Raw genomic sequence first — 25767 nt, 5'->3', positions numbered from 1 at the left:
GTGATGAAGAAGCTCGCCTTCGCTGCCCTCGCTCTGGTGTTCCTGGCCCCGTCGCTCGTGCTGGTCGGGGTCGGGGTGGTGATGAACCCTGCCGCCACCGCCACCGCCACCTGCACCGTCACCGGTAGCGGCGTCACGGTCGGCGACGTGCCCGAAGAACTCACCGTCACAACAGCGAACGGTGAGACCTTCACGTTGAACCAGGCGCAGTTGACGCATGCGGCGACGATCATCGAGACCGGCACGAGCATCGAGGGTATCGCCCGTGACGGCCTCGTCATCGCGCTGATGGCCGCGCTTACCGAATCCACCCTCCGACAGCTCGCCAACACCAGCGCCTACCCGGAATCGGCGAACTACCCCAACGACGGCGACGGCTCCGATCACGACAGCCTCGGTCTGTTCCAGATGCGCCCGCAGTCCGGGTGGGGCACGGTCGCCGAGCTGATGGACCCGACCTATCAGGCTCGGGCGTTCTTCGGCGGACCTGACGGCCCGAACTACCCGAGCCCCAGGGGGCTGCTGGATATCCCCGGGTGGGAGAAGATGGAAAAGGGCGAGGCCGCCCAAGCCGTCGAAGTCTCCGCGTATCCCGACCGGTACCGCAACTATGAGCCCGTCGCCGAGACCATCCTGACCACCCTCACTGGCGCCACCCCCACGATCACCGACGCCGTCAATGCGGGGACGTCGACCGGCGGCACGGTGGTTCCAGCGGCGACGGCGGCGGAGTCCTCGCGGGTGGTGTTCCCGCTGCCGGAGGGCACGTGGGTGCTGACCAGCGAGTACGGGCCGCGGGTTCATCCGATCTCCGGGGAGAGTTCGTTCCACGCCGGCACGGACTTCGCCGCACCGGACGGTACTCCGATCCTGGCCGCAGCCGACGGCACCGTCACCGTCGCGCAGTTCAGCGGTGGTTACGGCGGCCTCATCGTCATCGAGCACTCCATCGCCGGCCAGACGGTCGCGACGGCGTACGGGCACATGTGGGAGACCGGCATTCACGTGTCTCCCGGTGACCAGGTGACTGCTGGCCAGCACATCGGTGATGTCGGCTCTTCCGGCAACAGCACGGGTCCGCATCTGCACTTCGAGGTCCGACCGGGCGGCACCGACGGCGAGCACAGCGATCCGGCCGCCTGGCTCAACGCGCACGACGCCGCCGACCTGCCCGAACCCGCCACCGACGCCCCGGGCGGCTGTGATTCCGACACCGGGAATCCCGGCGATGAGCCCGACCCGGTCGACGGTGACCCGGGCCGCCTCGTAGACGACCCCACCAGCGACGGACGGATCACCGCCCGCCTCCTGCACCTCTACACCCAGGCCACCGCCGCGTTCCCCGACACCTCCTGGGTCTGCTACTCGCCGCGGCCCGGCACCGTCTCCGAACACCCGCTGGGGCGGGCCTGCGATCTGACCTTCGGTAACGCCATTGGCCAGCGCCCCACTCCGGCGCAGCTCGAAGCCGGGTGGCAGGTCACGAACTGGATGAAGGACCACGCCGAAGTCCTCGGCGTCGAGTACCTGATCTGGCAGGGAAAGATCTGGTCCCTCGCTCGTGACGACGCGGGATGGCGCGACTACAGCGGCGGCGGCATGCACGACCCCGGCGATGTCACCGGTGGGCATTACGACCACCTGCATGTCACGGTCCGGTCGGGGAGCTGAGCGGTATGGATGTGTTCCCGGACTTCGACGGATTGGGCGGGATCGGTGACCTGCGCGAGGTGATCGGTGCGCTACTCACCTTCGTCTTGGTGATCGCCGTGCTGATGCTGATCGTCTGCGCGATCGTCTGGGCCATCGCCGCCGCCAACGGCAACCACTCTGCCGCCACCAAGGCACGGATCGGGGCCTGGACGGCGCTCGGAGCTGCGGTTCTGGCTGGCGGTGGGGTGGCGTGGATGAACTGGCTCCTCGACCTCGGCCAGCAGCTCTGAGGCCCTGCCCGTCCTCGAACCTGTCCCGTCCCGCGCAGCTGGAGGGGCTGGCGGTGCACCTGACCGACGAACCCCTTCCGTGTTCCCCGCCCCCGGGCGGGTCCGTTCGTCAGGAGACACCATCGTGTTCGATCTCATCACCGTCCTGCCAGCGCTCGTGCCGATGGATATCAACATCGACCCCAACGATTCCGGCCTGCCCGGCATCGCCCAGCTGCGCACGATCGTCGGCGCCGTTATGACCATCGGTCTCATCCTGTCCGTCCTGGCGCTGATCATCTCGGCGATCGTGTGGGGCTTCGGCGCCAACTCCTCCAACCCGCACCTGGCGGGCCGGGGCAAGGTCGGCGTCCTCGTGTCCTGTGGTGCCGCGGTGATCTGCGGCGCGTCGGTGACGCTGATCAACTTCTTCTGGAACGTCGGCCAGCAGGTCTGACCCACCCCAATCGACTCGTCCTTTGAGGAGTGATTCCGGTGGGTGTGTGCGACGTCCCCATCATCTCGTCCGTGTGCGACACCGCCGGCGAGGCCGCCGCGTCCCTGGTCGCGGCCCCGTTCGACTGGCTCGCCCAAGCCATGGGCGCCGCCGCCGGCTGGCTGTTCGAGGCCGTCTGGACCGTGTTCGACACGACCACGCTGGTCGACGTCACGTCGCCGGAGTACGTGGCGGTCTACAACATCCTGTTCGGCATCGCGGTGTTCGTGATGCTGATCTTCTTCTGCCTCCAACTGATCACCGGACTGATCCGTCGCGATCCCACCGCACTGTCCCGCGCCGCGCTCGGGCTCGCCAAGTCGGTGCTCGGCTCGTTCGTCGTCATCACCCTGACGGCGTTGTTGTTGGAGATCGTCGATCAGCTCTGCATTGGGATCATCCAGGCCGCCGGAGAGACCACCGAATCGATGGGCGACAAGATCACCCTGCTCGCGGCCGGGCTGGTCGGCATTAACATCGCCGCGCCCGGTGTCGGGGCGATCATCACGATCTTCCTCGCCGGTCTCGCGATTGCCGCTGCTGCCATCGTGTGGCTGTCCCTCCTCGTGCGGAAGGCACTGCTGCTAGTCGCGATCGTGCTCGCACCGTTGGCGTTCTCCGGCGCCTCGTGGGATGCCACGGGGGGGTGGATCGGGAAGTGGGCGATGTTCGTCATCGCCCTGATCTGCTCCAAGCTCGTCCTCGTCGTCATGTTCCTGGTCGCGATCACCCAAGTGTCCGCGCCGATCGATGGCGACCTGTCCTCGGTGTCCGACCCGATCGCCGGGATCGTGCTGATGGCGATGGCCGCGTTCGCGCCGTATCTGACGTACAAGTTCCTGTCGTTCGTGGGCTTCGACATGTACCACGCGATCGGTTCAGAGCAGGACGCTAAACAGGCACTCAACCGGCCCATCCCGACACCCACCAAGCCCCAGGGCGGCGGTGAGCCGAAGAAGGTCCTCGACGGTGGTGAGGGCAGCAAGTCCGGTGGCGGGGGTAACGACAACGTAGGCGGTGGCGGTGGGAAGAACCCGCCGCAGCCGAAGAACCCCGCATCCCAGGCCTCTGGCGGTACTGCCGGAGCTGGCGGAGGCAAGGCTGCTGCGAGCGGGTCCGCGGGAGGCGGCGCGAGCGGCGGAGCAGGAGCAGGTGCGGGGGCTGCTGCGGCCGGTCCGGCCGCCGCGGCCGTGATCGGCGCCAAGGTCGCCAAGGACGCCGCCACCGCCGGACCCAAGGCCGGCAAAGCCCTCGGCGGCCAGGCCGAGACCGCCGCAGACGCCGCCGGGCAGACCGGGAGCACGCCACCGCCCGCGCAGACAGGACCGCCGCCGTCCTCGTCGGCACCCAAGGCTCCACCCGCTGCGGAGCCGAAGACGCCCTCGCCAGGCACATCAACGCCGCAGCCGCGTCCGCCGAAGCAACCACCGCCACCGGCTCCAAAGCCCAACGGAAAGGAGTAAGGGCGGCCATGACCACGAAGCAGAACGAGCGCACGGTGTCCTCGGAGCTGGTGCCGGTGAAGTTCTCCCGCCTCACCCGTCGAGGCGTGCTGCTGGGCCTCTCGCTATCCCAGCTCATCACCCTGGCCATCGGCGTGCTCTCTCTCGTCGGCGCGCTCTACGCCGGTGGCGGCATCCTGCTGGCCTACACCGCACCAATCTGGGTGCTGGCCGCGCTGCTGACCTGGATACCCGTCGCCGGACGCCCGGCTGTGGAGTGGCTGCCAGTGGCGTTCTGGTGGCTCTGGCGCACTACCGCCGGACAGCTCCTGTATCGGCGGCGCGTAGTGACACCGCGTCCGGTCGGCACCCTCGCTCTACCTGGTGACGTGGCCAGGCTGCGCGAGTACACCGACCCCGAAACGAACGCTGGGATGATCCACGACCCCCACCAGCAGACCCTGACGGTGATCTGCGAGGTGTCGCATCCGGCGTTCGTGCTGCTCGATCCCGGCGAGCAGGAACGCCGCGTCACCTCCTGGGGGCGCGTCCTGGCCACCGCCTGCCGCTCCGGTCGTATCGCCACCCTCCAAGTGCTGGAGCGCACGCTGCCGGATTCGGGAACCGGCCTCGCAGAATGGTGGGAGGCTCACGGGACCGACGACGACACCTGGGCAGCCACCACCTACGCCGAACTCATCGACCGTGCAGGCCCCGCCGGCGAGAGGCACGCCACCACGCTGTCCCTGAGCCTGGACCTGAAGAACGCCGCCCGGCAGATCAGGACCGCCGGTGGCGGCATCCGCGGCGCCGCCGCAGTCCTGCGTCAAGAGATGTCCACCCTCGTCGCGGCGCTCCGCTCGTCCGACCTGACACCATCCGGTTGGCTCACCCCCGGTCAGGTCGCGGTCATCCTCCGCGGGGCATACGACCCCGCGATCGCCGCGACCCTGGAGCGGCACGGCGAACTCGGCCAATCTCTTGCGACCGCCGGACCGGTCGCGGTCAACGAGTCCTGGACGAGGCTACGCACCGACTCGGCGCATCATGCGGTGCTGTGGGTCTCGGAGTGGCCGCGGTCGATGGTCTACCCGGGCTTCCTCTCACCGGTGTTGCTCTCGACCGGCATCCAACGGTCGTTCTCGCTGATCTGCACCCCGATGCGTTCCGACCAGGCCGCCCGGGACATCCGCAAGAAGAAGGTCGAGCACATCTCCGACCACGCCCAACGGGCGAAGATCGGGCAGATCGAAGACGCCGCCCACACCGCTGAGTACCAGGACGTGCTCCAGCAAGAGGCCGATCTGACCGCTGGCCACGGAGTGCTGCGCTACACCGGCCTCATCAGCGTCTCCGCCTCGTCGGTCGAGGAGCTGGAGGCCGGGGTGGCGGCGATCGAGCAGGCCGCGATCCAGGCCTCCTGCGAGACCCGGCTGCTCGTCGGGCAGCAGGCCGCCGCCTTCACCGCTGCCGCGCTGCCGCTGTGCCGCCGCATCTGACGCGACGCCTGGGCCAGTCGTGTGGCTGAGCGAGTGCACCTGACCAGCGACCCCGGATGTCGGGGCACTCGCTCGTCGCCTATAGGAGGCCCCACGATGCCCACCTTCCACGACCCACTCGCCGATGCCGCCGAAGCATCCGAAGCGCTACGCGGCCTGGCCCACGCCAGCCGGGTCTTCGACAATCCTGCCGACACCTACACCGTGTTCGGCGACATGGTCGCCGGGATGCGGTCACTGCGCCAAGTGCTCGACCAGCTCGCCACCACACACCTGGCCCATCGCGCCCGCGCGTTCGATGACAACGGCAACCACACCGCAGGAGCACAGGACGCCTTGGCCGCAGCCGACGAGCTGCACCAGGCCGGCACCCTCCTGGACCAGGCCTATGACCGACTCGATGCGGCGTTCTCCCATTCGGGACGAATCGCCTGGAACCCCGACCCCACCCTGTCGTCGGAATCCATCGAACACCAGGGACCGACCGAGGAACCCGTCTCGCGGTGGATCAGCGTCGTGTTTCTTCAAGGCGAGGAGGCCGACGACGTGCTGGAGCTGATCGACCGCGGCGGCCCGGATGCAGGCATCGAGCACCTGACGGGCTTCGACTACGGGGATGAGACGACCGACGCCGCCCTGGAGAACGGGCACGTCTACGACGAACCCCCAATCGGCCCGCTCGACCGGGTCGTCACCGAGGGCGACTACACCCTCACCTACAACCCGGCGATGGGGCACGTCAGCCTGCTCCGCGCCCATACTGTCCCGCTCGATCCGGCGCTGGACGACTCCGACGTGGTGCCGACGCGCGAGGCCATCGCCGGCAGCGGTGCCCTCGACCCGAGCGCGCCCGCCACGACTCCGGGCGCGGCGCCAGCGCCGGCGATGGCCGAGACGGACTGGTTCGCCGGCCCGGCCCGGTCGACCACATCTGTGGGGCGGGGGCTGTCCCTGTGACCGGGCAGGAGCCAGAGCGCCTGCACACCGCCGTTCTGGTCGCCCCGGCGAGGGAGCGTCGCCGACTGCGCAAGCAGCGGCGCCAGGCGGCCGCGAAGCTCCAAGCCGAGCAGCACCGCGCCGAGAAGGCGGCAGCGGAGGCCAAAGCGGAGGCGGAGCGCGCCGAACGCCGCGCAATGACCTACCTGCCCGCGGCTGGGGAGCCCGGTCCGGCGGCACTGCGCACCCCGGGCCGGTTCCGACTCCCACGACATCAGGACACGTCGGCGACGTTGGCTGGGGCGTATCCGTTCGTCGCCGAAGGCGGCCTAGGTGCGGACGGGGTGTTCGTCGGCCAAGACCTCTACTCCGGTGGCTCGTTCGTCTACGACCCGTGGGTGCTCTATGCCCGCGGGATCATCACCGCTCCCAATGTCGTGCTCGCCGGGATCGTGGGCTCCGGTAAATCGTCCCTGGCGAAGTCCCTCTACACCCGTAGCCTGCCGTTCGGGCGGCGCGTGTATGTCCCCGGTGACCCCAAGGGCGAGCACACCGCCGTCGCCCAAGCGGTCGGCGGGAGGGCGATCGTATTAGGCCACGGCCTCAACACGAGACTGAATCCCCTCGATGAGGGACACCGGCCCTCCGGGTTCTCGGATGAGGAATGGGCCACCACGGTCGCCTCCCGGCGCCGTGACCTCATCGGGGCACTGGCCGAAACGGTGCTGGGACGGGGGCTGACGCCGTTGGAGCACACCGCGATCGACCTCGCCCTGACCCAGACAGTGCGCGACAACGACGTGCCGATCCTGCCGATGGTCGTCGACCACATTCTCAGCCCCAACGCCGACGCCGACGGCGACGGGAGGTTGGCCGAGGACGGCCGGCTCGTCGGCCACGCCCTACGCAGACTGGTGGCCGGCGACCTCGCCGGCTTGTTCGATGGCCCCTCTACGGAGGCGTTCGACCCGTCGTTGCCGATGATCTCCCTCGACCTCTCACGCGTGACCGAGAACTCCATGCTCATCTCGGTGTTGATGACGTGCTCCAGTGCGTGGATGGAGTCCGCGCTGCTGGACCCTGCCGGTGGGCAGCGGTGGGTGATCTACGACGAAGCCTGGCGCCTCATGTCCCACCCCGCCCTGCTACGCCGCATGGACGCCCACTGGCGGCTCGCGCGGCATTACGGGATCGCGAACATGCTCATCTTCCACAAGCTGTCCGACCTCGACAACGTCGGCGACGCCGGCTCCGCCATGCGGTCGCTGGCCAACAGCCTCCTCGCGAACGCCGAGACCCGCATTGTCTACCGCCAAGAATCCGATCAGCTCGGCCCCACCGCCGCAGCGCTCGGCCTCACCGGCACCGAGCAGAAGCTGCTGCCGAGCCTGGGTGTCGGGCAGGGTCTGTGGCGGATCAAGGACAGGGCCTTCGTGACCCAGCACCAGCTGCATCCCGCCGAGCTCGAGCTGTTCGACACCAGCTCGCGACTCACCTCCGGGGTGACGTGATGAACCGCAAACCCCCACGCCGAGCGCCCTGGCAAGAGCCGGAGCAAACCCCGCTCGTGCTGCCACACGTCGTCATCACCGTGACCGAGGCCGGCACGCTGGATGTCACCGTCGACGGTGCCCCGTACCCGCCACCGCATGAAGGCCTCGACTGGGCGCGGAGCACCTTCGGAGCCCTGCTGGATGCCATCACCGCCGACCGCACAATCGCCGTGCGCGTCGAGGTCCACGAAAGCGACGGGAGTGTCTTCACTGACATCATCCGCGCTCGCCGCCGCACCACACCCCCACTACCGAAGACCGAACCCGATGGCCAACGCGGTAAGCGCAGCAAGAAGGCGCGAGAGCCACAACTGATCGAGGTCACCGCGGACGGATTCGTGCCCGGTGAGGACGTGGCCATCGCGACCATCGTCTCCCACACCGATGCCTCCGGCACCGGCGCTGCGCAAACTCTCCTCGACAAAGGTCAACTCGCCTCGGTGCTGCGTGACGGCACGGGCGAGGTCGTGTTGTTCGGTCGAGTCTCTGGCACCACGCATGTTCGGCGGCTGCCGTGAGCGTGCCACGGCAGCGGCAGACCGGGGGCATGGGCGATGAGCTGACCAACGCCGCCCTCATCGGGCTGGTCGGGATGTTCGGGATCGCGCTCATCCTCCGCGCCGCAGGCAGTGTGTCGGCGTTACTCACCGGCGCACCCCAACCCGAAGCGGGACCAGCATCCGGGCTCGGTGTGCTGTTCAACCCCGGCAACCCCGCCGCCGCCCTCGACAGCGACGAGCTGAACTCCGTCGCGTACTGGATCACCACCGCGTTGATGCTCGCCGGCCTCGTCGCCGCCGGTGTATGGGCGTGGGTGCGGCTGCGCCGTCACTCCCGGAAGGTCGAGACCGACCCGCGCCGGCTCGTCGGAACCGCCACCAACCATGACGTGGCACAGACCGCCTCGCCGAAAGCGCTGCTGTGCCGGGCCGGGACGCTGCGCCCCTCCCTGAACGATCCCGACGCAGGGGATGTCGGCTACCGGATCGGCACCTCCAAGGGCCGTGAGGTGTGGGCGAGCGTGGAGGACTCGATCCTGCTCATCGGCCCACCCCGCTCCGGCAAGGGCCTGCACATCGTGATCCCGGCGATCCTCGACGCCCCCGGCGCCGTCGTCACCACCAGCACCCGCCCGGACAACCTCACCGCCACCCTTCGCGCCCGCCAGCGCATCGGGCCGGTGGCGGTCTTCGACCCCCAACACCTCGCCGAAGGCATCCCCGCCGGACTGCGCTGGTCCCCGGTACGCGGGTGCGAGAACCCGTTGACGGCGATGATCCGCGCCACCGGCCTCGCCTCCGCCACCGGACTGTCCGCCGGTGGCGTGGAGTCCGGCGGCTTCTGGGAAGGCAAGACCCGCACCGCCCTCCAAGCCCTCCTACACGCCGCCGCCCTGGACCACCGGCCACCGGCTGAGCTGTTCCGGTGGACCCTCGACCCCACGGCGGCAGCCGAGGCCGTCGCGATCCTCACCAACAGCACCCAGGCGGCCACCGGGTGGGCGGACTCGCTCGCGGCGATGATCGACTCCGACCCCAAGACGAGGGATTCCATCTGGCAGGGTGTAGCCCTCGCCCTCGGAGCACTGGCCGACCCCCGCGTTCTCGATGCCGTCTCACCCGGACCGGGCGAGGCCTTCGACCCCGAACGCTTCATCCAAGAACGCGGAACCCTCTACCTTCTCGCCACCGGAGCCGGCGCCGGCGCATCTGCCGCGCTCGTGGCCGCGTTCGTCGAAGACCTCATCGAGACCGCACGAAAGATCGCCGCCCGCTCACCGGGCGCAAGGCTCGACCCGCCACTGCTGCTCGCACTGGACGAGATCGGCAACCTCGCACCCTTGCCGTCGTTGCCGACACTCATGGCTGAAGGTGGCGGCACCGGCATCACCACCCTGCCCGTCCTCCAGTCCCTCGCCCAAGCCCGCGACAATTGGAATGACAACGCCGCCGGAGCGATCTGGGACGCCAGCATCGTCAAAATCATCCTCGGAGGCGCCTCCAACTCCCGAGACCTCCAAGACCTCTCCACGCTGATCGGCGAACGCGACGAATACACCGACAGCGTGACCCTCGGCGACCACGGCACCCGCTCCAACCAACGCTCCATCCGCCGCGTGCCGATCCTGCCACCGGACCGGATCAGAACCCTGCCGTTCGGCACCGGCGTCACCCTGCTGCGCTCCGCGCCACCGATCGTGACCGACCTGCGCACCTGGCCATCACGTCCCGACGCCGATCAGCTCCGCGAGGACCGGGCCGGGATGGAAGTCTTGCTCCGCCGCCCCACCGACTCCTGACAGTCGTCCTGACATGCCGCATCCGCGGGTCCGCGTGTGCACCTGCCTGACACAGCGGCCCGAACGGATGGTCGCCATCGAGAAGTCAGGAAGGCACTGTCATGGCTATTCAGACGCAGGAGTCGTTGTCGGGCTTCATCGCCTCGGACCCGCAGTTGCGCGAGACGTCGAAGGGCGATGCCCGGTTCTACGCACGGATCGGCAAAGAGCACTTCCGGCGCGAAGACGACGGGACGTTCACCCGGATCGAAACGTCCTATCACCACATGGTGATGTTCGGCCGATCAGCCGAACACGCTCACGCGAGGCTCGCCAAGGGCGACAACTTCATCGCTGAGGGCTACACCCGCCCCGTCAGCTACGAACGCAACGGGCAGAACATTGAGGGTGAAGAGTTCGTGGCCAAGAAGGTCGGCCATGACGCCGCCCGCACCCGCTACGACGTGGACCGCACACCCCGCAGGTCTGCGGCGGAGCAAGGGGCGGCCGCGTACGAGGCACCACACCGGCCGACACCGGCGGCCCAGTCGTCGCCGCTGAGCCTGTGAACCGGGAGCGGCGACCATGACTGACGAGACCCCCGACACTCACCCCGGTGCCGGGATAGACGAATCCGTGCTGGACGAACCGGATGTCTTCGACAATCCGCCGCGGACCAGCGCTGCGGACGTGTCGGAACCACCGCACCCGGTGAACTGGAACCTGCTGACCGCACACGAGCTGGAACAAGAGTGGCTGGCTCTGAACCAGTGGGTGGACTGGCTGCGGCACACCTACGGGCTGCCCGCCAGTGTGATCCCACCGTTCTGGCACCACCACCCCGAGCTGGTGTGGGAGCTGTCCGCTCTGCATCTGCATTGGCTGTGCGCCTACGACGCCGAGCAGAACGGGTCCGCCCCCAGCGGGTGGCATCGCGACTTCGCCGAGACCCGCAACCGGCTCCGCGACTGGGTGGCCGCCTCCGGCACCCGCCTGGACCGCGACCGGCCCACCCGGCAGACCGTTTGGCCCGGCGAAGACCCCGCAACGCCGGTGGAGGACATCGTCCTCGCCGACCGCGACATGGAGTTCGTCGAATGGGTCCAAGCCGATGTGCGGCGCCGCCAGCAGGCCGAGGAAGAGTTCTACACCCACATCGACCCCGATGTCGATCCCGAGACCGGGGAGGTGCGGGACTGATGGGCTCCTATGCAAAGAAGACGAACCGCCGTCGATACGAGGACCGGTCGTTCTCCGTCCGCGCGGTCCATCGTGACCGGCCCGACCTGCACAAGCTCGCCGAGGTGCTGATCCGGCTGACCTTGCAGGAGACCGGCCGCACCCGCGCCGAACACCGGGCAACTGAACGACCCGACACCTACCGGCCCGCCACCGGCGGCGCCACGTCGGCTGCGGCTACCGCAGTGACGGACCAAGACAGTAGAATTGGCTAAGCAAGCCTCGCGTACCGCGTGAGGTGTTGTGGTCCTCAACCCCGCCGACTGGCGGGCAACACGCACCGTGGCCCCGTCGGGTCTCGTCCTACAGCCTTCGGGCTGCTCTCACGATCAACACCACCGTCCGAGCCTTCACCGGCTCACGGGCGCGAGGGTCGATCCGAGAGAGAGCAGGACCCGATGGCCAGCGCGTCCACCAACACCGGCCCCGTCCGCAACGACCCGGTACAGAGCCTCATCGACCCGCCCGACGGTGCCGCCGTAGCAGTGTCGTATCTGCGCGTGTCCACCAAGGAACAAGCGGAGAAGGGAGGCCGCGACGAGGGCTTCTCCATTCCCGCTCAGCGCGAAGCCAATCGGCGCAAGGCCGAACAGCTCGGCGCGGCCATCGTGGAGGAGTTCATCGACGCCGGCGAGTCCGCCCGCAAGGCAGACCGGCCCGAACTGATGCGGATGATCCGCTACGTCAAGCAGCACAAGGTCACCTACTGCATCGTCCACAAGGTCGACCGGCTCGCGCGCAACCGCGCCGACGACGTGACCATCCACCTCGCTCTCCAGCAAGCCGGGGTGCTGCTCGTCTCGGCGACGGAGAACATCGACGAGACGCCCTCGGGCATGCTGCTGCACGGCATCATGTCCACCATCGCCGAGTTCTACTCCCGCAATCTCGCCACCGAAGTCACCAAGGGTATGACGCAAAAAGCAGCCGGCGGTGGAACCCTCGGCAAGGCGCCCATTGGCTACCTCAACGTCCGCACCCGCGACGAGATGGACCGCGAGGCCCGCACCGTCGAACTCGACCCCGAGCGCGCGCCCCTAGTCGAGTGGGCATTCAAGGCCTACGCCTCGGGGAACTGGACTGTCAGCCAGCTCCACGACGAACTCACCTCCCGCGGTCTGATGAGTCTGCCCACACCGAAGCGCCCGTCCAAGCCTCTGGCGGTGTCCTCGGTGCACCGGATGCTCACCAACCCCTACTACAAGGGCGACGTGACCTACCGGGGCGTCAACTACAAGGGAGCCCATCAGCCACTCGTGCCCTCCGAGGTCTGGTACCAGGTCCAATCCGTGCTCACCGCGCACAAGTCCGCGGTCGAGGCGACTCAGGTTCACGATCACTACCTCAAAGGCACCATTTACTGCGGCCAGTGCGGCTCCCGGCTGATCGTCTCCAACGCGAAGAACCGGCACGGCAACGTCTACTGCTACTTCGTCTGCTCCGGCCGACACTCCAAGCGCACCACCTGTGACCGCGGCGCGATCCTCATTGCCGATGTCGAGAAGCTGATCGAGGACTACTACCAGCGCATCCAGATCACCCCAGCTCAGCACGGAGCAATCGCCGGGATGCTGCACCACGAGTTCGACCAACTCATGTCCGCAGAAGTCGAGGAACTGGCTCAGCTCACCGCCACCCGCGACCGCCTCCAACACGAGCAAGAACGGCTCCTCCAGGCCCACTACGCCGACGCGATCCCGCTCGCCCTCCTCAAGAGGGAGCAGGACCGCATCCTAGGTGAACTCGACCAAGTCAACCGGCGCATCGACGCCCACCATTGCGAGTACGCCGACGCCCGAGCCCATCTCGACGATGCGCTGGACCTGCTGGCCAACTGTGCCGACATCTACAACCGGTGCGATGACGCAAACCGTCGCCTATGCAACCAGGCGTTCTTCACCAAGGTCTATATCGACGAAGACGATCAACTCCGCGTCGAGAACAACCGGCCCTTCGAGATGCTGCTGGACCCCGAGATCAACGCCAATGCCCTCACCTGGGCCGAGAATGCAGACAAGGCCCGAACCACCACCAACGATTCTGTTGGCAAGGGTTCGAGCCTTGTGCGTCGGGTGGAGCTGGGGGGACTCGAACCCCCGACCCCCTGCATGCCATGCAGGTGCGCTACCAGCTGCGCCACAGCCCCGAAATTGGTCTCCCCCAGCCATCCAGCCGGGCGAGCGTCGTCAGTCTATGCAGACCGGCGCCAAGGACCAAATCAAGAGCGGCGTGCGTTCCGTCACGCGTCCGGCACGCCGCCGGACGCCGCTCGTCACTGCCGGGCTTCCGGCCCCGACTGCCAGGTGTCGAGCGGGTACCCGGCACCCACGTTGTGCGCCACCAGCCGCCACGCCGGCTCGGCGCCCGGCGCGGACGCACGCAGGTGGGACCAGTGCACGTTGTGCAGGCCGTGCAGCCCGCGCCACGTGGCCGGGTCGAGACCCAGCAGCCGGGTGATCGCCTGTGTGATCGCCGATCCGTGCGACACCACGACGAGCGTCTCGCCGGCACTCAGCGCATCGGCGTGCCGCAGCACCGCCTCCTCCATGCGCCGGGCGACGACGTCCTTGGACTCGACACCCGCGACGGACGGCTCCCCGCCGCTCCGCCAGACCGCGTGCTCGTCCGGCCAGCGCTCGGCGATCTCGGTGTCGGTCAGGCCCTCCCAGATGCCGAACGACCGCTCCCGCAGACCGGCGTCGGTCACGACCTCCGCGCCCACGTGCCGCGCGTACGCGGCGGCCGTGACGCGCGCCCGTTCCAGGTCGCTGGCCACCACGAGCGAGCCCTTGTGCGATGCCGCGAGCGCCGTGGCCCCCTGCTCCGCCTGCCAGCTACCGACCTCGTCGAGCGGGATGTCGATCTGGCCCTGCAGGCGCAGCCCGGCGTTGTATGCCGTGCGCGCGTGGCGCAGCAGCACGATCGTGCCCGCGGTCACCGGTGTGGGTCCCCGGCCAGGTGGATGGCGCCGTCGTCGGGGTCGCTGTACTCACCGGTGTCGCCGCCGCCCCGCGCGTCCTCCGGGAGCGGGATCGCGGGGCAGTCCTTCCAGAGGCGCTCGAGCGCGTAGTAGGTGCGGTCCTCGGCGTGCTGGACGTGCACCACGACGTCGCCGAAGTCGATCAGCACCCAGCGGGCCTCGGACTTGCCCTCCCGCCGGATCGGCTTGACGCCCTCCTTGAAGAGCGACTCCTCGACGGCGTCGACGATCGCCGAGACCTGTCGTTCGCTGGCGCCGGACGCGATGAGGAACACATCGGTCAGCACCAGCTGCTCGCTCACGTCGAGCGCGATGATCTCCTGCGCCTTGACGCTGCTCGCGGCTCGCGCCGCAAGGATCGCGAGCTCTGTAGCACGGTCTGTCGCGGTCATGCCGCACCACCTCCTGTGAAGCCGGCGGGTGACCCACCCGGCAGTATGCCCAGCAGTGCTGCGGCCTGGTCCTGCGGCAACGAGCTGTCGCCCTCGAGCACGAGCTTCCAGATCAGGAGGCCCAGCACGAACGCGACGACCACCAGGATGATGTAGTGGAGCCAGGTGTACTGCGGCCCCTCGTCCTCCTCCTCGCCCCACTCCTCGTCCGCCTCACGACGGGAGGACCGGGGGGGACCACTCGGGCCGGGGAACTGGCCGCCGGGTCCACCCGGCTGCTGCGGCCCCGGACCACCCGGCTGGCCCGCACCGGGACGGCCCGGGAACGGGGAACCGGGTGCCGCGGGACTGCCACCCGGCGGGAGCGACTGCGGTGCCGCTTGTGCGGCGCCGGACTCCCAGGGCAGCGGCGGCGCGGCGGCGCCCGCCATCCCGCTGGGGGGACCGCCCGCGGGCTGCGCCGGGCTGCCCGGGCGCTGCTGGGCGAGGCCGGGCGGTGCGCCGGGTGCGGGGGCACCGGGCCGGTTGCCGAACGGGTTCGGCGGGCTCGACGGCGCCTGTGCGGGCGCGGCCGGGCCGGCACCCCACTGCGACGTCTGGCCGGGGTCACCGGGCCGGCCGGGGCCGGCCGGACCATCCTGGCCACTAGGCATGCCGGGACCAGGACCCTGGGGTGCACCCTGTCCGCCGAACCGCCCGGACCGACCCTGCTGGGGGGCTGGCGGCACGGGAGCAGCAGACGGACGGGCACCGAACGGGCTGGGCGGACCACCCTGCGGACCGGGGCCGCCCTGCTGACCAAGACCCTGCTGGCCGGGACCCTGCTGGCCGGGACCCTGCGGCCCCGCTCCACCGGGCCCGGGGCCCTGCTGGCCGGGAGCACCAGGTCCGGGGCCGCCAGGAGCTGCAGGGCGCGCAGCGGGGCCGGCCGGCGGGGCGCCGTGGCCACCAGGACCGGACGGGGCGGCGCCCGGCCGACCCTGGCCGGGTCCACCAGCGCCGTACGGCGGCGGGTTGCCACCGGGCTGCTGCACGGGTGTCAGGCGTCCGGTCGCGTCCACACCGCGCGAGCCACCCGTCGCCTGCGGGGGCCGGGCGACCGGCGGGTTCTGCGGCGACCAGCCGCCCTCGGGCGCGGGCGCGCCGCGGTGCGGAGGCTGCTGCTGGCCGCCCTGCGGCGGGTAGGCACCACCACCGGCGCCACCGGATCCACCGGCAGCGGCGGCCGCAGCGGCAGCCTCACGCTCGCGGATCTCGCGGCGCGTCATGGGACGACCCTTGTTGTCACTCATCGTGAAGACCTCGATACAGTCCGTGCTTGGCGATGTACTGGACCACGCCGTCAGGCACCAGATACCAGACCGGCAACCCCTCCTCGGCCCGACGACGACAGTCGGTCGAGGAGATAGCTAGCGCAGGAACCTCGAGCGTCGTCACACCATCCCGAGGCAGCCCGTCCACGGAGAGCATGTGCCCTGGCCGTGTGACAGCGACGAAGTGTGCCATGTCCCACAGCTTCTCGGCATCCTTCCACCGAAGAATCTGCTGGATGGCATCGGCTCCCGAGATGAAATAGAGGTCCGCCTCGGGCCGCTGCTCACGCAGGTCCCGAAGGGTGTCCACCGTGTAGGTGAGGCCCTCCCGGTCGATGTCGACACGGCTCACCGTGAAGCGCGGGTTGGACGCCGTTGCGATCACCGTCATGAGATACCGGTGCTCCGCGGGGGTGACCCGTTGCTTCTGCTTGAATCCCGGCCGGCCCGTGGGGACGAAGACGACTTCGTCCAGCCCCAGGTGGGCGACCGCCTCGCTCGCGGCGACGAGGTGTCCGTGGTGAATGGGATCGAACGTGCCGCCCATCACCCCGATGCGCGGCCTGGTCCCAGTGGGGGCACTCATACGGTGGGTGCGCTCATCTGGTCGTCAGGCTCCCGTCTGGCGGATCAGTGCCGGTTACCGACGTTGCGGAACGCGAACGTGACGAGCAGCGCGGCCACGAGCGAGCCGAAGGCGATCAGGCCGAGGACGATCGGGGCGATCGGCTCGGCGGCGTGCTCCGAGGCAGCCTCGGCGACCAGAACGGCGGTATATGGCACGGGTTCTTCCTCCCAGTCGGACGTGCTCAGGTGGGCTTTAGTCTCTCACGGACGAATTGCGGGCCGTGCATCGCGGCTCCGGGTCGCAAGGAGATCCTGCGGAGGTCTCCGGCACGCCCGCGATCCCTCATGGTTTGACGTGCCCGTCGCCCGTGACGACCCACTTGGTCGTGGTGAGCTCGGTGAGTCCCATGGGGCCGCGCGCATGCAGCTTTTGCGTGGAGATGCCGATCTCCGCACCGAGGCCGAGCTCGCCGCCGTCCGTGAACCGGGTCGACGCGTTGACCATCACCGCGGCCGAGTCGACCTCCGCGACGAACCGGTCCGCCGCCGCGATGTCCCGTGTGACGATCGCCTCCGTGTGGCCGGAGGACCAGGTACGGATGTGCTCGATCGCCGCATCGAGCGAAGGCACCACGCGGACGCCGAGCTCCAGGGCCAGATACTCCGTTGCCCAGTCCTCGTCCGTCGCAGGGACCATGTCGGCGCCCCCGGGGGCAAAGGACATGGCTGCCGCGTCACCGTGCAGCACCACACCGGCGTCGGACAGCGCGGCGAGCGCCGCGGGCAGGAACGACGTCGCGGCGGCCTCGTGCACGAGCAACGTCTCGGCCGCGTTGCAGACGCCGACCCGCTGGGTCTTCGCGTTCATCACGATCGCGACGGCCATGGCGACGTCGGCCGTCGCATCCACGTAGACGTGCACGTTGCCCACGCCCGTCTCGATCACGGGCACCAGGGACTCGCGGACCACGGTCTGGATGAGGTCGGCGCCGCCCCGCGGGATCAGCACGTCCACCAGGCCGCGGGCCCGCATGAGCGCGACGCCGCCCTCCCGGCCGTACCCGTCGATCGACTGGACGAGGTCGGCCGGGAGGCCGCGTGCGGCGAGTGCGTCCTGCATGACCGCGACGATCACGGCGTTGGAGGCCGCGGCCGCGCTGCCCCCGCGCAGGATCACCGCGTTGCCGGACTTCAGGGCCAGGCCGGCGGCATCGACCGTGACGTTGGGCCGGGCCTCGTAGATCATGCCGACCACACCCATGGGTACCCGGATCTGGCGCAGGCGCAGGCCGTTCGGCAGGGTCTGCCCACGCACCACCTCGCCGACCGGGTCGGGCAGCCCGGAGACGTCGCGCAGCGCGTCGGCGATCTGCGCGATCCGCTCCGGGGTGAGGGCCAGCCGGTCCAGGAGCCCCGCGGACATCCCGTTCGCTCGTCCGCGCTCCAGGTCCTCCGCGTTCGCGGCCACGATCCGGTCCGCGGCGGTGACCAAGGCGTCCGCGATCGCACCGAGCGCGGCGTCCTTCGTCATGCGGTTCGCCGTGGCGAGGGTGCGCGAGGCGACCTTGGCGCGCCGGGCGACGTCGCGCACCGGGGCGGCGACGTCCACGGGCTGCGGCGTTGCTTCTCCGGCAGTCTCGCCCCCGGCACGGGCCACCTCGTCCTGGCTCACTGTCGTCATGCGTCGAGACTACGTCGGGCGAGGGCCGATGCCGAGGGCGAATCCGTGGTGCGGACACTCACCACGACGGGCGGGCTGCCCGCGGCGGGACGAAGTGCGTGAACGCCGGCTCGTGGTCCGACACGCCGGACACCGGGTCGAAGATCCCGAAGTAGTCGGGCCCCAGCTCCCAGGCCGCGCGGTTCAGCTGTCGGGGGCTCAGGCTCGGCCAGTGCCCCGCGTCGACCCGCCGTTCGAGCGCACGCAGCGCGACCAGCTCCTCGGCGACGCTGACCGTCAGGTGCGCGCCTCGCTCGACGTAGACGCTGCGGTACCGCTCGCGGTCCCCCACCTCGGCCACGCGGTCGCCGAAGGACCGCTCGTACGACGGCGGCGCACCGCCGTCGCCCGTGGTGTGCAGGGTGAGGACCGGCGACGGCGTGGTGCCCTCGGGCCGGTGCCGCACCAGGTTCGCCCGGGCGTCCGGGTCGGCCTCGACGACCGGCTCGGCGGCGAGCGCTGCGAGGTCGGCCGACAGGTCGGCGCCGGGTGCGGCAGCGTAGGCGGCGCGCACCTCGCGCAGGTCTCCGGAGTGCACGAGCCGGTGCGCCCAGTCGCCGTCGAACGACGCGGAGACGTTGCCGCCGAGCTCGGCCTCCCAGTCGACGCGGGCCGTCGGGCCGAGTCCCGTCGTGTACGCCCAGATGAGCCACTGTGCCTGGCCGTTGATCCAGTCCTCGAGGTCGTCGGGCCGGGGCCGCGTCACGTCGTACCAGCCGGTGATGTTGTTGAGCGACGCGATGAGCGCGATGCGGGCGCGCCCGTCGGGGGTCCGGACGGCCGCGGTGAGCGCGTCCACCAGCGCGGCGCGGCTCGCGACCGGGTCGCTGGGGTGCACCAGCTCGATGGGCTCGCCGCCGGCGTCCGTGCCGTCGGTGAGCAGCGCCTTGGTGGCGAGGTTGACGTCGAGGACGGTGTCGAGCATGCCGACCACGTCGATCGCGCCGCCGATCGTGAGGACGCCGTCGATCCGGTCCGGCTCCACCTCGGCGTGCTTGATCGCCGTCACCGCGCCCATCGAGGAGCCGGTGGTGAAGGTACGCTCCGGCTCGCCCACGTTCTGTTCGAACCAGTCCAGCAGGCGCGACTGGTCGCCGACGGCGGTCGGGACGGTGAAGTCGAGGCCGCCGCCCTGGAACAGCGACGCCGCGAGGGCATAGCCGCGGTCGGTGAGCGCGGCCTCGGTAGCGGGCTGGTTGGCGAGGAAGTGCGGCACGGGCCTGTCACCGAAGAACTCGGACGGGTAGTTGCCGTGGCTGTAGAGCAGCAGCGTCCCGTTCCAGTCCTCGGGGATCAGCACGCGGTAGGCGGCGCCGTCGATCTCGCCCGTGTGCTCGGTCGGCGGGGGCGCATCGTTGGCGGCCCGGGCGACCGTCGGCGCGATCAGCAGGGAGAGGAACAGCGCGGCCAGGGCCAGCAGCGCCGTCGGGATCTGTCGGGTACGTGGCATCGGGATCTCCTCGGGTAGCGCGGTGCGCACCGGTGCGCACCGCCTCACCCGGGTCGACGCGTCGCCCCCTAGGAACTCATCGGCCGGTCGAGCACCAGGTCGTCCCGGTGCACCACGACACGGTCGTACCCCTCCCCCAGCTCCTCGCGCAGCGCGTAGGTGGAGCGCCCCACCAGCGCGGGCAGGTCGCCGGAGTCGAAGGCGACGAGCCCTCGGGCGACCACCGTGCCGTCCGGTGCGACGAGCTCGACCGGGTCCCCGGCGTCGAACTGCCCCTCGGCCTTGGTGATCCCGGCGGGCAGCAGCGAGGCGCGGCCGCCCAGGACGGCACGTGCGGCGCCGTCGTCCAGGTGGAGGCGGCCCTCCGTACGAGCCGCGTGCGCTATCCACAGCCGGCGCGCCGACGTGCGCCGCCCGGTGGCCGTGAAGACGGTGCCGACGTCGTCCCCTGCGAGCGCCGCGGCGGCGTTCTGGGCGAGCGTGAGGACGGTCGGGACGCCCGCGCCGGTGGCGATCCGCACCGACTCCAGCTTGGTGACCATGCCGCCCGTGCCGACCGAGCTGCCCCGTGCGGTCACCTCGACGCCGGCGATCTCCGCGAGGTCGTCGACCAGCGGGATCCGGCGGGCGCCGGGGCGCGACGGCGGTGCGTCGTGCAGACCGTCGACGTCGGTCAGGAGGAGCAGGGCGTCTGCGCGGACCAGGTGGGAGACGAGCGCCGCGAGGCGGTCGTTGTCGCCGAACTTCAGCTCGTCGGTGGTGACGGCGTCGTTCTCGTTGATGACCGGTACTACGCCGAGCGCGAGCAGCCGCTCCAGCGCACGCTGCGCGTTGCGGTACCGGGCGCGGCGAACGGTGTCCTCGGCGGTCAGGAGGATCTGCCCGATCTGGATGCCGAAGGCCGCGAACTCCTCCTGGTACCGGCCCGCGAGCTGGCCCTGGCCCACGGACGCGGCGGCCTGCATGGTGGCGAGGTCGCGCGGTCGCGTACCGAGCCCGAGCGGGCCGATGCCCGCGGAGATGGCGCCCGAGGTGACGAGCACGATCTGGGTGCCCTCGGCCTGGCGGGCGGCGAGCACCTCGACGACGCCACGCAGTGCCCCGACGTCGAGGTGTCCGTCCGGGCCGGTCAGGGACGACGAGCCGATCTTCACCACCACGCGCCGCGCGCCGGCGATCGCCGACCGCGCGTGCTGGGCGGTCCGGACGGTCTCCGTGGGCTGAACGTCCTGGGTGCGCTGAAGATCCTGAGTGCGCTGAACGTCCTGGGGACTGTCATCCGAGGGATCGAGAGGGGTCACGCTCTCATCCTCCCCGGAGCACCGCCCGGCGCGCGCGGTCATTTCACGGGCCGGGCACCCGCCACGGTGACCGGATCGGTCAGTCGTCCTCGGGGTTCGTCCAGTGGCCGGCCTCGCGCTCGGTCCACAGCTCCCGCCGGGCCTCCGTCTTGGCGTCCATGCGCTCGTTGAACTCGCGGCGCTTGTCGCCACGCGTGGGGCGCTCGCTCTGCTCGAGCCGCAGGTCGGTACCGCGGCCGCCGAGCAGCTCGGGGCCGGTCTGCAGCGTGGGCTCCCAGTCGAAGACGACGGCGTTGCTCGGGTCACCGATGCGCACCTCGTCGCCCGCGACGGCGCCGGCCTTGAACAGGCCGTCCTCGATGCCGATCTTCGCGAGCCGGTCGGCGAGGAAGCCGACGGCCTCGTCGTTGTTGAAGTCGGTCTGCTTCACCCAGCGCTCCGGCTTGCTGCCGCGCACCTCGAACCAGAAGCCGGTCTCCGCGCCGCCCAGGCGGCGCACGGTGAACCGCGTCTCGTTCACGGCGCGCGGACGCAGCACCACCGGAGCCGGCTCCGGGGCGGGCGCGGCGGCACGTGCCTTCTCCACGATCTCGGCCAGGGCGAACTTGAGCTCGCGCAGGCCCTCGTGGCTGGCGGTGGAGATCTCGAAGACCCGCAGCCCGCGCGCCTCGAGGTCAGCCTTCACGAACTCCGCGAGCTCGCGCGCCTCCGGCACGTCGATCTTGTTGAGCACGACGAGGCGCGGACGCTCGTCGAGCGGCACCCGCCCGCCCTCGATGCCGAGGTCGCCGGCGTAGTTGGCCAGTTCGGCCTCGATCACGTCGAGGTCGCTGATCGGGTCGCGACCGGGCTCCAGCGTGGCGCAGTCGAGCACGTGCACGATCATCGCCGTGCGCTCGATGTGCCGCAGGAACTCCAGGCCGAGGCCCTTGCCCTCGCTCGCGCCCGGGATCAGGCCGGGCACGTCCGCGACGGTGAACCGGGACTGGCCGGCCTGGACCACACCGAGGTTCGGCACCAGGGTGGTGAACGGGTAGTCGGCGATCTTGGGCCGGGCCGCCGAGATGGCGGCGATCAGGGACGACTTGCCGGCGCTCGGGAAGCCCACGAGCGCCACGTCGGCGATCGTCTTGACCTCGAGCTCGATGTCGGCGGTGTCGCCCTCCTCGCCCAGCAGGGCGAAGCCGGGGGCCTTGCGCTTCTGGGAGGCCAGCGCCCGGTTGCCCAGGCCGCCCTTGCCGCCCGCGGCGACGACGTACTCGGCGCCGTCACCCACGAGGTCGGCCAGGACGTTGCCGTCCAGGTCCTTCACGACGGTGCCGTCCGGCACCTTCAGGATCAGGTCGCCGCCCTTGGCGCCGTCCTTGTCGTCACCCATGCCCTGGGTGCCCGACGTCGCGCGCCGGTGCGGCGAGTGGTGGTACTCGAGCAGCGTGGTGGTGCTCGCGTCGACGACCAGCTTCACCGTGCCGCCGTCGCCGCCGTTGCCGCCGTCGGGCCCCGCGAGGGGCTTGAACTTCTCACGGCGGATCGAGGCGCAGCCGTTCCCGCCGTTTCCCCCGGCGGCGTGAAGCACCACCCGGTCTACGAAGCTGGCCATGTCTCGATCCTCTCAAAGTGCTACTCGCAAGCACTGCTCAGTGGAGCCGCCCGGGACGGGCCGCTCGCGAAAAAGGCGAAGGGAGCGCACCGTCACCGGTGCGCTCCCTTACGCGAATGCCGAAGCTCAGACCTCGGCGGCGACGATGTCGATGACCTTGCGGCCACGACGGGCGCCGAACTGCACGGCGCCGGGGGTGAGGGCGAACAGGGTGTCGTCCTTGCCGCGACCCACGTTCACGCCGGGGTGGAAGTGGGTGCCGCGCTGGCGGACGATGATCTCGCCCGCCTTCACGACCTGGCCACCGAAGCGCTTCACGCCGAGGCGCTGGGCGTTGGAGTCACGACCGTTGCGCGAGGAGCTCGCGCCCTTCTTGTGTGCCATCTGCTGGACCTGTTCTTTCGGGACGAAGGAGAAGAAGAAGTATCTGGATCACGCGCGGGCCGTCAGGCCCGCAGCGGAAGTCACTTGATGCCGGTGACCTTGAGCCGGGTCAGCGACTGGCGGTGACCCTGACGCTTGCGGTAGCCGGTCTTGTTCTTGTACTTGAGGATCGTGATCTTGGGACCCTTCTCGTCCCGCACGACCTCAGCGGTGACCTTGACCTTCGCCAGCTTCTTCGCGTCGGTGGTCACCTTCTCCCCGTCCACGAGCAGAAGAGCCGGGAGCTCAAGGGTCTCACCGGGGGTCGCCTGGACTCGGTCCATGACGACGATGCTCCCGACGGACACCTTCTCCTGACGGCCACCAGCCTTGACGATCGCGTACACCACGTTCAACTCATCTCTCTAGTCTTGGCGTGCGCGCACGACGGGATCCATCGGCTTTGCTGTGACTCGCTCCGCCGCGGCGGTCGAGTGCGATGCGCCATGGGCACGCAGGACGGGTGCGCAGACAGCACACCGAAGCACTAGGTTACGCGAAGCCCCCGACGGGTTCAAACGGGTGCCGACGTGTCCTTGCCCACCGTCGCGGCGCGCCCACCTTCGCCGCCCGCCCCGAAACTTTCCCTCAGCCCGGACAGCAGGCCACCCTGCCGCCCCTGCCTCCGTGGTGCGGCCATTCCCGGAGTCACGCGTTGATATGGACGAAACAAAGCCAAAATGCGCCGTCTGCTAACGTCCATGACTGTTTTTTGACCGAGAATTCTTCGCCGCACCGAGAGGAACCTCCGATGGCGAGCCGCAAGAACAACGGCAAACCGACCGACCATCCCGCCCTGCTGCCCGGCCTGGGTGTCGAACGCACCAACAGCAGCTTCCGCACCAACTGGGGAGTGTTCGCGTTCGCCGCCGTCCTCGTCACCGGTGTGATCATCTGGGGAGTCGTGGCCCCCGAGGCGCTGGCAGCCGCGTCCGGCGCCGGCCTCGCCTGGGTCTCCGGCTCCTTCGGCTGGCTGTTCGGCCTGCTCACGGCCGCCGTCTTCATCTTCATGATGTGGCTCGGATTCGGCCGCCACCGCAACATCCGGCTCGGACGGGACAACGAGAAGCCCGAGTTCTCCACGGTCTCGTGGGTCGCGATGCTGTTCTCCGCCGGCGTCGGCATCGGGCTGCTCTTCTTCGGCCCGTACGAGCCGATGACGTACTTCCTCGACCTGCCGCCGGCCTACGAGAACCTCGACCCCGGCAGCAACCCCGCGATGCACGCGGCCATCGTGCAGACCCTGTTCCACTGGGGTCCGATGGCGTGGGCGTACTACGCGCTGGTCGGTGGCGCGGTAGCGTACGCCGCATACCGCAAGGGTCGCAGCCCCCTGATCTCGTCCCTGCTCGAGCCGATCTTCGGTGAGCGGACCAAGGGCTGGCTCGGCGCCGTCGTCGACTCCTTCGCGATCGTCGTGACCCTGTTCGGCGTCGCCATGACGCTCGGCATCGGCGCGCTCCAGATCGGGCGTGGCGTCGAGATCGTCGCCGGCACGGGCCCGCTCGGGAACACCGCGATCATCGGCATCATCGTCGTGCTCTCCATCGCGTTCATCCTCTCGGCGGTGTCCGGCGTCAAGCGCGGCATCCGGGCCCTGTCGAACATCAACATGGTGGTCGCCGGGCTGCTCGGGATCTTCGTGTTCGTGGTCGGCCCGACGGCGTTCCTGCTGAACCTGTTCCAGGGCACGCTGATGACGTTCGTCGGCGACGCGTTCCGCCTCATGGCGCAGACCGCCGCGACGACGCCGGACGCGCAGGGCTTCATGGACAGCTGGACCACCTACTACTGGGCGTGGTGGGTGTCCTGGACGCCGTTCGTCGGCCTGTTCATCGCCCGGATCAGCCGCGGCCGCACGCTGCGGGAGTTCGTCACCACCGTCATCGTGACGCCGAGCGCCGTGTGCCTCGTGTGGTTCACCATTCTCGGCGGCACCGCCATGTGGATGGAACAGGCCACCGGAGCGCTGAGCTCTGCTGAGTCCCCGCAGGACATGCTGTTCGCGCTCCTGTACGAGCTGCCCGCCGGCACCTTCACGTCGATCATCGCGATGATCTCCATCGTCATCTTCTTCGTGACCAGTGCCGACTCCGGCTCCATGGTCATGGCGAGCCTGTCCCAGCGCGGCAACCCGAACCCGAGCACCTGGGTCACGGTCGTCTGGGGCGTGGCGCTGGCCGCGATCGCCGGCGTGCTGCTCGTGGGCGGTGGCTCCGTGGCACTGAACGGTTTGCAGAGTCTCGTCATCATCACCGCGCTACCCTTCGCGTTCGTCGTGATGCTGGTCATGGTCGCCTGGGCGAAGGACCTCGCGCGGGACCCGCTGACCCTGCGCCGGCGCTACGCCCGCGAGGCGATCGTGCAGGGCGTACGCACGGGCATCGAGGACTACGGCGACGACTTCGTGGTCGGCGTCGTGCGCACCGAGGGCACCGACAACGGCGCGGGCGCGTGGCTCGACTCCGAGGACCCGGCGCTCACCGAGTGGTACCGGCCGGAGCATGCCGAGGTGCCGACGAACGGGTCGTCGGGCCCGGCACCGGACGCCGAGGAACCGGAACCCGTCGGGTCTCGCTGAGCCCCAGCACGCCGTCCGGGACACATCCCAGGGTAGGCACCTGGCGACCTGCATCCGCCTGTGCCTACCCTGGAA

The 25767-nt window shown here is 69.8% G+C and carries 24 protein-coding genes, 1 tRNA gene and 1 pseudogene; 14 read left to right on the top strand and 12 right to left on the bottom strand.

Annotated features, from left to right (window positions below; translation table 11 throughout):
* Positions 1–3: 3 nt before the first annotated feature.
* The 13 genes and pseudogenes from ACFSL2_RS23700 to ACFSL2_RS23640 all read left to right on the top strand — a co-directional run.
* Complete coding sequence (locus ACFSL2_RS23700; RefSeq protein WP_377200884.1) at positions 4–1671, top strand: M23 family metallopeptidase; 1668 nt, start codon at positions 4–6, stop codon at positions 1669–1671.
* A gap of 5 nt (positions 1672–1676) precedes the next feature.
* The gene (locus tag ACFSL2_RS23695; RefSeq protein WP_377200190.1) at positions 1677–1943 is read left to right on the top strand and encodes a DUF6112 family protein; all 267 of its coding nucleotides are present in this window, start codon (positions 1677–1679) and stop codon (positions 1941–1943) included.
* 124 nt (positions 1944–2067) lie between these two features.
* Positions 2068–2379 carry a DUF6112 family protein gene (locus ACFSL2_RS23690; RefSeq protein ID WP_209902329.1) on the top strand — a complete coding sequence of 104 codons (312 nt, stop codon included), beginning with the start codon at positions 2068–2070 and terminating at the stop codon, positions 2377–2379.
* A gap of 38 nt (positions 2380–2417) precedes the next feature.
* The gene (locus ACFSL2_RS23685) at positions 2418–3881 is read left to right on the top strand and encodes a conjugal transfer protein TrbL (protein ID WP_377200189.1); all 1464 of its coding nucleotides are present in this window, start codon (positions 2418–2420) and stop codon (positions 3879–3881) included.
* A gap of 8 nt (positions 3882–3889) precedes the next feature.
* On the top strand, positions 3890–5359 hold the full coding sequence (locus ACFSL2_RS23680; protein ID WP_377200188.1) for an SCO6880 family protein: 1470 nt from the start codon (positions 3890–3892) through the stop codon (positions 5357–5359).
* 96 nt (positions 5360–5455) lie between these two features.
* On the top strand, positions 5456–6316 hold the full coding sequence (locus ACFSL2_RS23675; protein WP_377200187.1) for a hypothetical protein: 861 nt from the start codon (positions 5456–5458) through the stop codon (positions 6314–6316).
* Positions 6313–7806, top strand: coding sequence for an ATP-binding protein (locus tag ACFSL2_RS23670; RefSeq protein ID WP_377200186.1), 1494 nt, complete (start codon positions 6313–6315; stop codon positions 7804–7806). Before ACFSL2_RS23675 ends, ACFSL2_RS23670 begins: the two co-directional genes overlap by 4 nt.
* Positions 7806–8366 (top strand): hypothetical protein, encoded by a 561-nt coding sequence (locus ACFSL2_RS23665; protein WP_377200185.1) that lies wholly within the window; start codon positions 7806–7808, stop codon positions 8364–8366. The genes ACFSL2_RS23670 and ACFSL2_RS23665 overlap by 1 nt, the downstream gene beginning before the upstream one ends.
* Positions 8367–8395: 29 nt before the next feature.
* Positions 8396–10147 (top strand): type IV secretory system conjugative DNA transfer family protein, encoded by a 1752-nt coding sequence (locus ACFSL2_RS23660; RefSeq protein WP_377200184.1) that lies wholly within the window; start codon positions 8396–8398, stop codon positions 10145–10147.
* A 101-nt stretch (positions 10148–10248) separates the two neighbouring features.
* On the top strand, positions 10249–10695 hold the full coding sequence (locus tag ACFSL2_RS23655; RefSeq protein ID WP_377200183.1) for a single-stranded DNA-binding protein: 447 nt from the start codon (positions 10249–10251) through the stop codon (positions 10693–10695).
* A 16-nt stretch (positions 10696–10711) separates the two neighbouring features.
* Positions 10712–11326, top strand: a complete 615-nt coding sequence (locus ACFSL2_RS23650; RefSeq protein WP_377200182.1) for a hypothetical protein — start codon at positions 10712–10714, stop codon at positions 11324–11326.
* The gene (locus ACFSL2_RS23645) at positions 11326–11580 is read left to right on the top strand and encodes a hypothetical protein (protein WP_377200181.1); all 255 of its coding nucleotides are present in this window, start codon (positions 11326–11328) and stop codon (positions 11578–11580) included. The genes ACFSL2_RS23650 and ACFSL2_RS23645 overlap by 1 nt, the downstream gene beginning before the upstream one ends.
* 183 nt (positions 11581–11763) lie before the next feature.
* Positions 11764–12828: pseudogene (locus tag ACFSL2_RS23640) on the top strand (recombinase family protein); the annotation flags it as partial.
* A gap of 610 nt (positions 12829–13438) precedes the next feature.
* Here ACFSL2_RS23640 and ACFSL2_RS23635 read toward each other — a convergent pair.
* The 12 genes from ACFSL2_RS23635 to rplU form a co-directional block, all read right to left on the bottom strand.
* A tRNA-Ala gene (locus tag ACFSL2_RS23635) sits at positions 13439–13511 on the bottom strand.
* A 126-nt stretch (positions 13512–13637) separates the two neighbouring features.
* Positions 13638–14303, bottom strand: a complete 666-nt coding sequence (locus ACFSL2_RS23630) for a histidine phosphatase family protein (RefSeq protein ID WP_377200180.1) — start codon at positions 14301–14303, stop codon at positions 13638–13640.
* Positions 14300–14737, bottom strand: a complete 438-nt coding sequence (rsfS, locus tag ACFSL2_RS23625; protein ID WP_377200179.1) for a ribosome silencing factor — start codon at positions 14735–14737, stop codon at positions 14300–14302. The genes ACFSL2_RS23630 and rsfS overlap by 4 nt, the downstream gene beginning before the upstream one ends.
* On the bottom strand, positions 14734–16029 hold the full coding sequence (locus ACFSL2_RS23620) for a hypothetical protein (protein WP_377200178.1): 1296 nt from the start codon (positions 16027–16029) through the stop codon (positions 14734–14736). Before ACFSL2_RS23620 ends, rsfS begins: the two co-directional genes overlap by 4 nt.
* Positions 16022–16636 carry a nicotinate-nucleotide adenylyltransferase gene (gene nadD / locus ACFSL2_RS23615; protein ID WP_377200177.1) on the bottom strand — a complete coding sequence of 205 codons (615 nt, stop codon included), beginning with the start codon at positions 16634–16636 and terminating at the stop codon, positions 16022–16024. The genes ACFSL2_RS23620 and nadD overlap by 8 nt, the downstream gene beginning before the upstream one ends.
* Positions 16637–16680: 44 nt before the next feature.
* On the bottom strand, positions 16681–16833 hold the full coding sequence (locus ACFSL2_RS23610; RefSeq protein ID WP_377200176.1) for a hypothetical protein: 153 nt from the start codon (positions 16831–16833) through the stop codon (positions 16681–16683).
* Between the two features lie 127 nt (positions 16834–16960).
* Entirely contained in the window at positions 16961–18298 is a 1338-nt protein-coding gene (locus ACFSL2_RS23605; protein WP_377200175.1) for a glutamate-5-semialdehyde dehydrogenase, read from the bottom strand.
* A 58-nt stretch (positions 18299–18356) separates the two neighbouring features.
* Positions 18357–19787, bottom strand: a complete 1431-nt coding sequence (locus tag ACFSL2_RS23600) for an alpha/beta hydrolase (RefSeq protein WP_377200174.1) — start codon at positions 19785–19787, stop codon at positions 18357–18359.
* A gap of 68 nt (positions 19788–19855) precedes the next feature.
* Positions 19856–21088 carry a glutamate 5-kinase gene (gene proB / locus ACFSL2_RS23595; RefSeq protein WP_377200173.1) on the bottom strand — a complete coding sequence of 411 codons (1233 nt, stop codon included), beginning with the start codon at positions 21086–21088 and terminating at the stop codon, positions 19856–19858.
* Positions 21089–21167: 79 nt separating this feature from the next.
* Positions 21168–22688: a GTPase ObgE gene (gene obgE / locus ACFSL2_RS23590; protein ID WP_377200172.1), complete on the bottom strand. Its 1521-nt coding sequence runs from the start codon at positions 22686–22688 to the stop codon at positions 21168–21170.
* 126 nt (positions 22689–22814) lie between these two features.
* Entirely contained in the window at positions 22815–23072 is a 258-nt protein-coding gene (gene rpmA, locus ACFSL2_RS23585; protein ID WP_274992861.1) for a 50S ribosomal protein L27, read from the bottom strand.
* An 80-nt stretch (positions 23073–23152) separates the two neighbouring features.
* Positions 23153–23461, bottom strand: coding sequence for a 50S ribosomal protein L21 (gene rplU, locus ACFSL2_RS23580; RefSeq protein WP_357462616.1), 309 nt, complete (start codon positions 23459–23461; stop codon positions 23153–23155).
* Between the two features lie 401 nt (positions 23462–23862).
* Here rplU and ACFSL2_RS23575 point away from each other — a divergent pair, with 401 nt between their 5' ends.
* Positions 23863–25692: a BCCT family transporter gene (locus ACFSL2_RS23575; protein ID WP_377200171.1), complete on the top strand. Its 1830-nt coding sequence runs from the start codon at positions 23863–23865 to the stop codon at positions 25690–25692.
* Positions 25693–25767: the final 75 nt, after the last annotated feature.

Source organism: Promicromonospora aerolata, from assembly GCF_042682255.1.
GTDB lineage: Bacteria > Actinomycetota > Actinomycetes > Actinomycetales > Cellulomonadaceae > Promicromonospora > Promicromonospora aerolata.
Note: the sequence above shows the minus strand (reverse complement) of the source record. Positions and strands in the feature narration are given on the sequence as shown.

Bases quoted from the DNA above. Each gene is read 5' to 3' on its own strand.
- ACFSL2_RS23700 (WP_377200884.1), top strand. From the start codon at position 4: ATGAAGAAGCTCGCCTTCGCTGCCCTCGCTCTGGTGTTCCTGGCCCCG.
- ACFSL2_RS23695 (WP_377200190.1), top strand. From the start codon at position 1,677: ATGGATGTGTTCCCGGACTTCGACGGATTGGGCGGGATCGGTGACCTG.
- ACFSL2_RS23680 (WP_377200188.1), top strand. From the start codon at position 3,890: ATGACCACGAAGCAGAACGAGCGCACGGTGTCCTCGGAGCTGGTGCCG.
- ACFSL2_RS23675 (WP_377200187.1), top strand. From the start codon at position 5,456: ATGCCCACCTTCCACGACCCACTCGCCGATGCCGCCGAAGCATCCGAA.
- ACFSL2_RS23665 (WP_377200185.1), top strand. From the start codon at position 7,806: ATGAACCGCAAACCCCCACGCCGAGCGCCCTGGCAAGAGCCGGAGCAA.
- ACFSL2_RS23660 (WP_377200184.1), top strand. From the start codon at position 8,396: ATGGGCGATGAGCTGACCAACGCCGCCCTCATCGGGCTGGTCGGGATG.
- ACFSL2_RS23655 (WP_377200183.1), top strand. From the start codon at position 10,249: ATGGCTATTCAGACGCAGGAGTCGTTGTCGGGCTTCATCGCCTCGGAC.
- ACFSL2_RS23650 (WP_377200182.1), top strand. From the start codon at position 10,712: ATGACTGACGAGACCCCCGACACTCACCCCGGTGCCGGGATAGACGAA.
- ACFSL2_RS23645 (WP_377200181.1), top strand. From the start codon at position 11,326: ATGGGCTCCTATGCAAAGAAGACGAACCGCCGTCGATACGAGGACCGG.
- rsfS (WP_377200179.1), bottom strand. From the start codon at position 14,737: ATGACCGCGACAGACCGTGCTACAGAGCTCGCGATCCTTGCGGCGCGA.
- ACFSL2_RS23620 (WP_377200178.1), bottom strand. From the start codon at position 16,029: ATGAGTGACAACAAGGGTCGTCCCATGACGCGCCGCGAGATCCGCGAG.
- nadD (WP_377200177.1), bottom strand. From the start codon at position 16,636: ATGAGTGCCCCCACTGGGACCAGGCCGCGCATCGGGGTGATGGGCGGC.
- ACFSL2_RS23605 (WP_377200175.1), bottom strand. From the start codon at position 18,298: ATGACGACAGTGAGCCAGGACGAGGTGGCCCGTGCCGGGGGCGAGACT.
- ACFSL2_RS23600 (WP_377200174.1), bottom strand. From the start codon at position 19,787: ATGCCACGTACCCGACAGATCCCGACGGCGCTGCTGGCCCTGGCCGCG.
- obgE (WP_377200172.1), bottom strand. From the start codon at position 22,688: ATGGCCAGCTTCGTAGACCGGGTGGTGCTTCACGCCGCCGGGGGAAAC.
- rpmA (WP_274992861.1), bottom strand. From the start codon at position 23,072: ATGGCACACAAGAAGGGCGCGAGCTCCTCGCGCAACGGTCGTGACTCC.
- ACFSL2_RS23575 (WP_377200171.1), top strand. From the start codon at position 23,863: ATGGCGAGCCGCAAGAACAACGGCAAACCGACCGACCATCCCGCCCTG.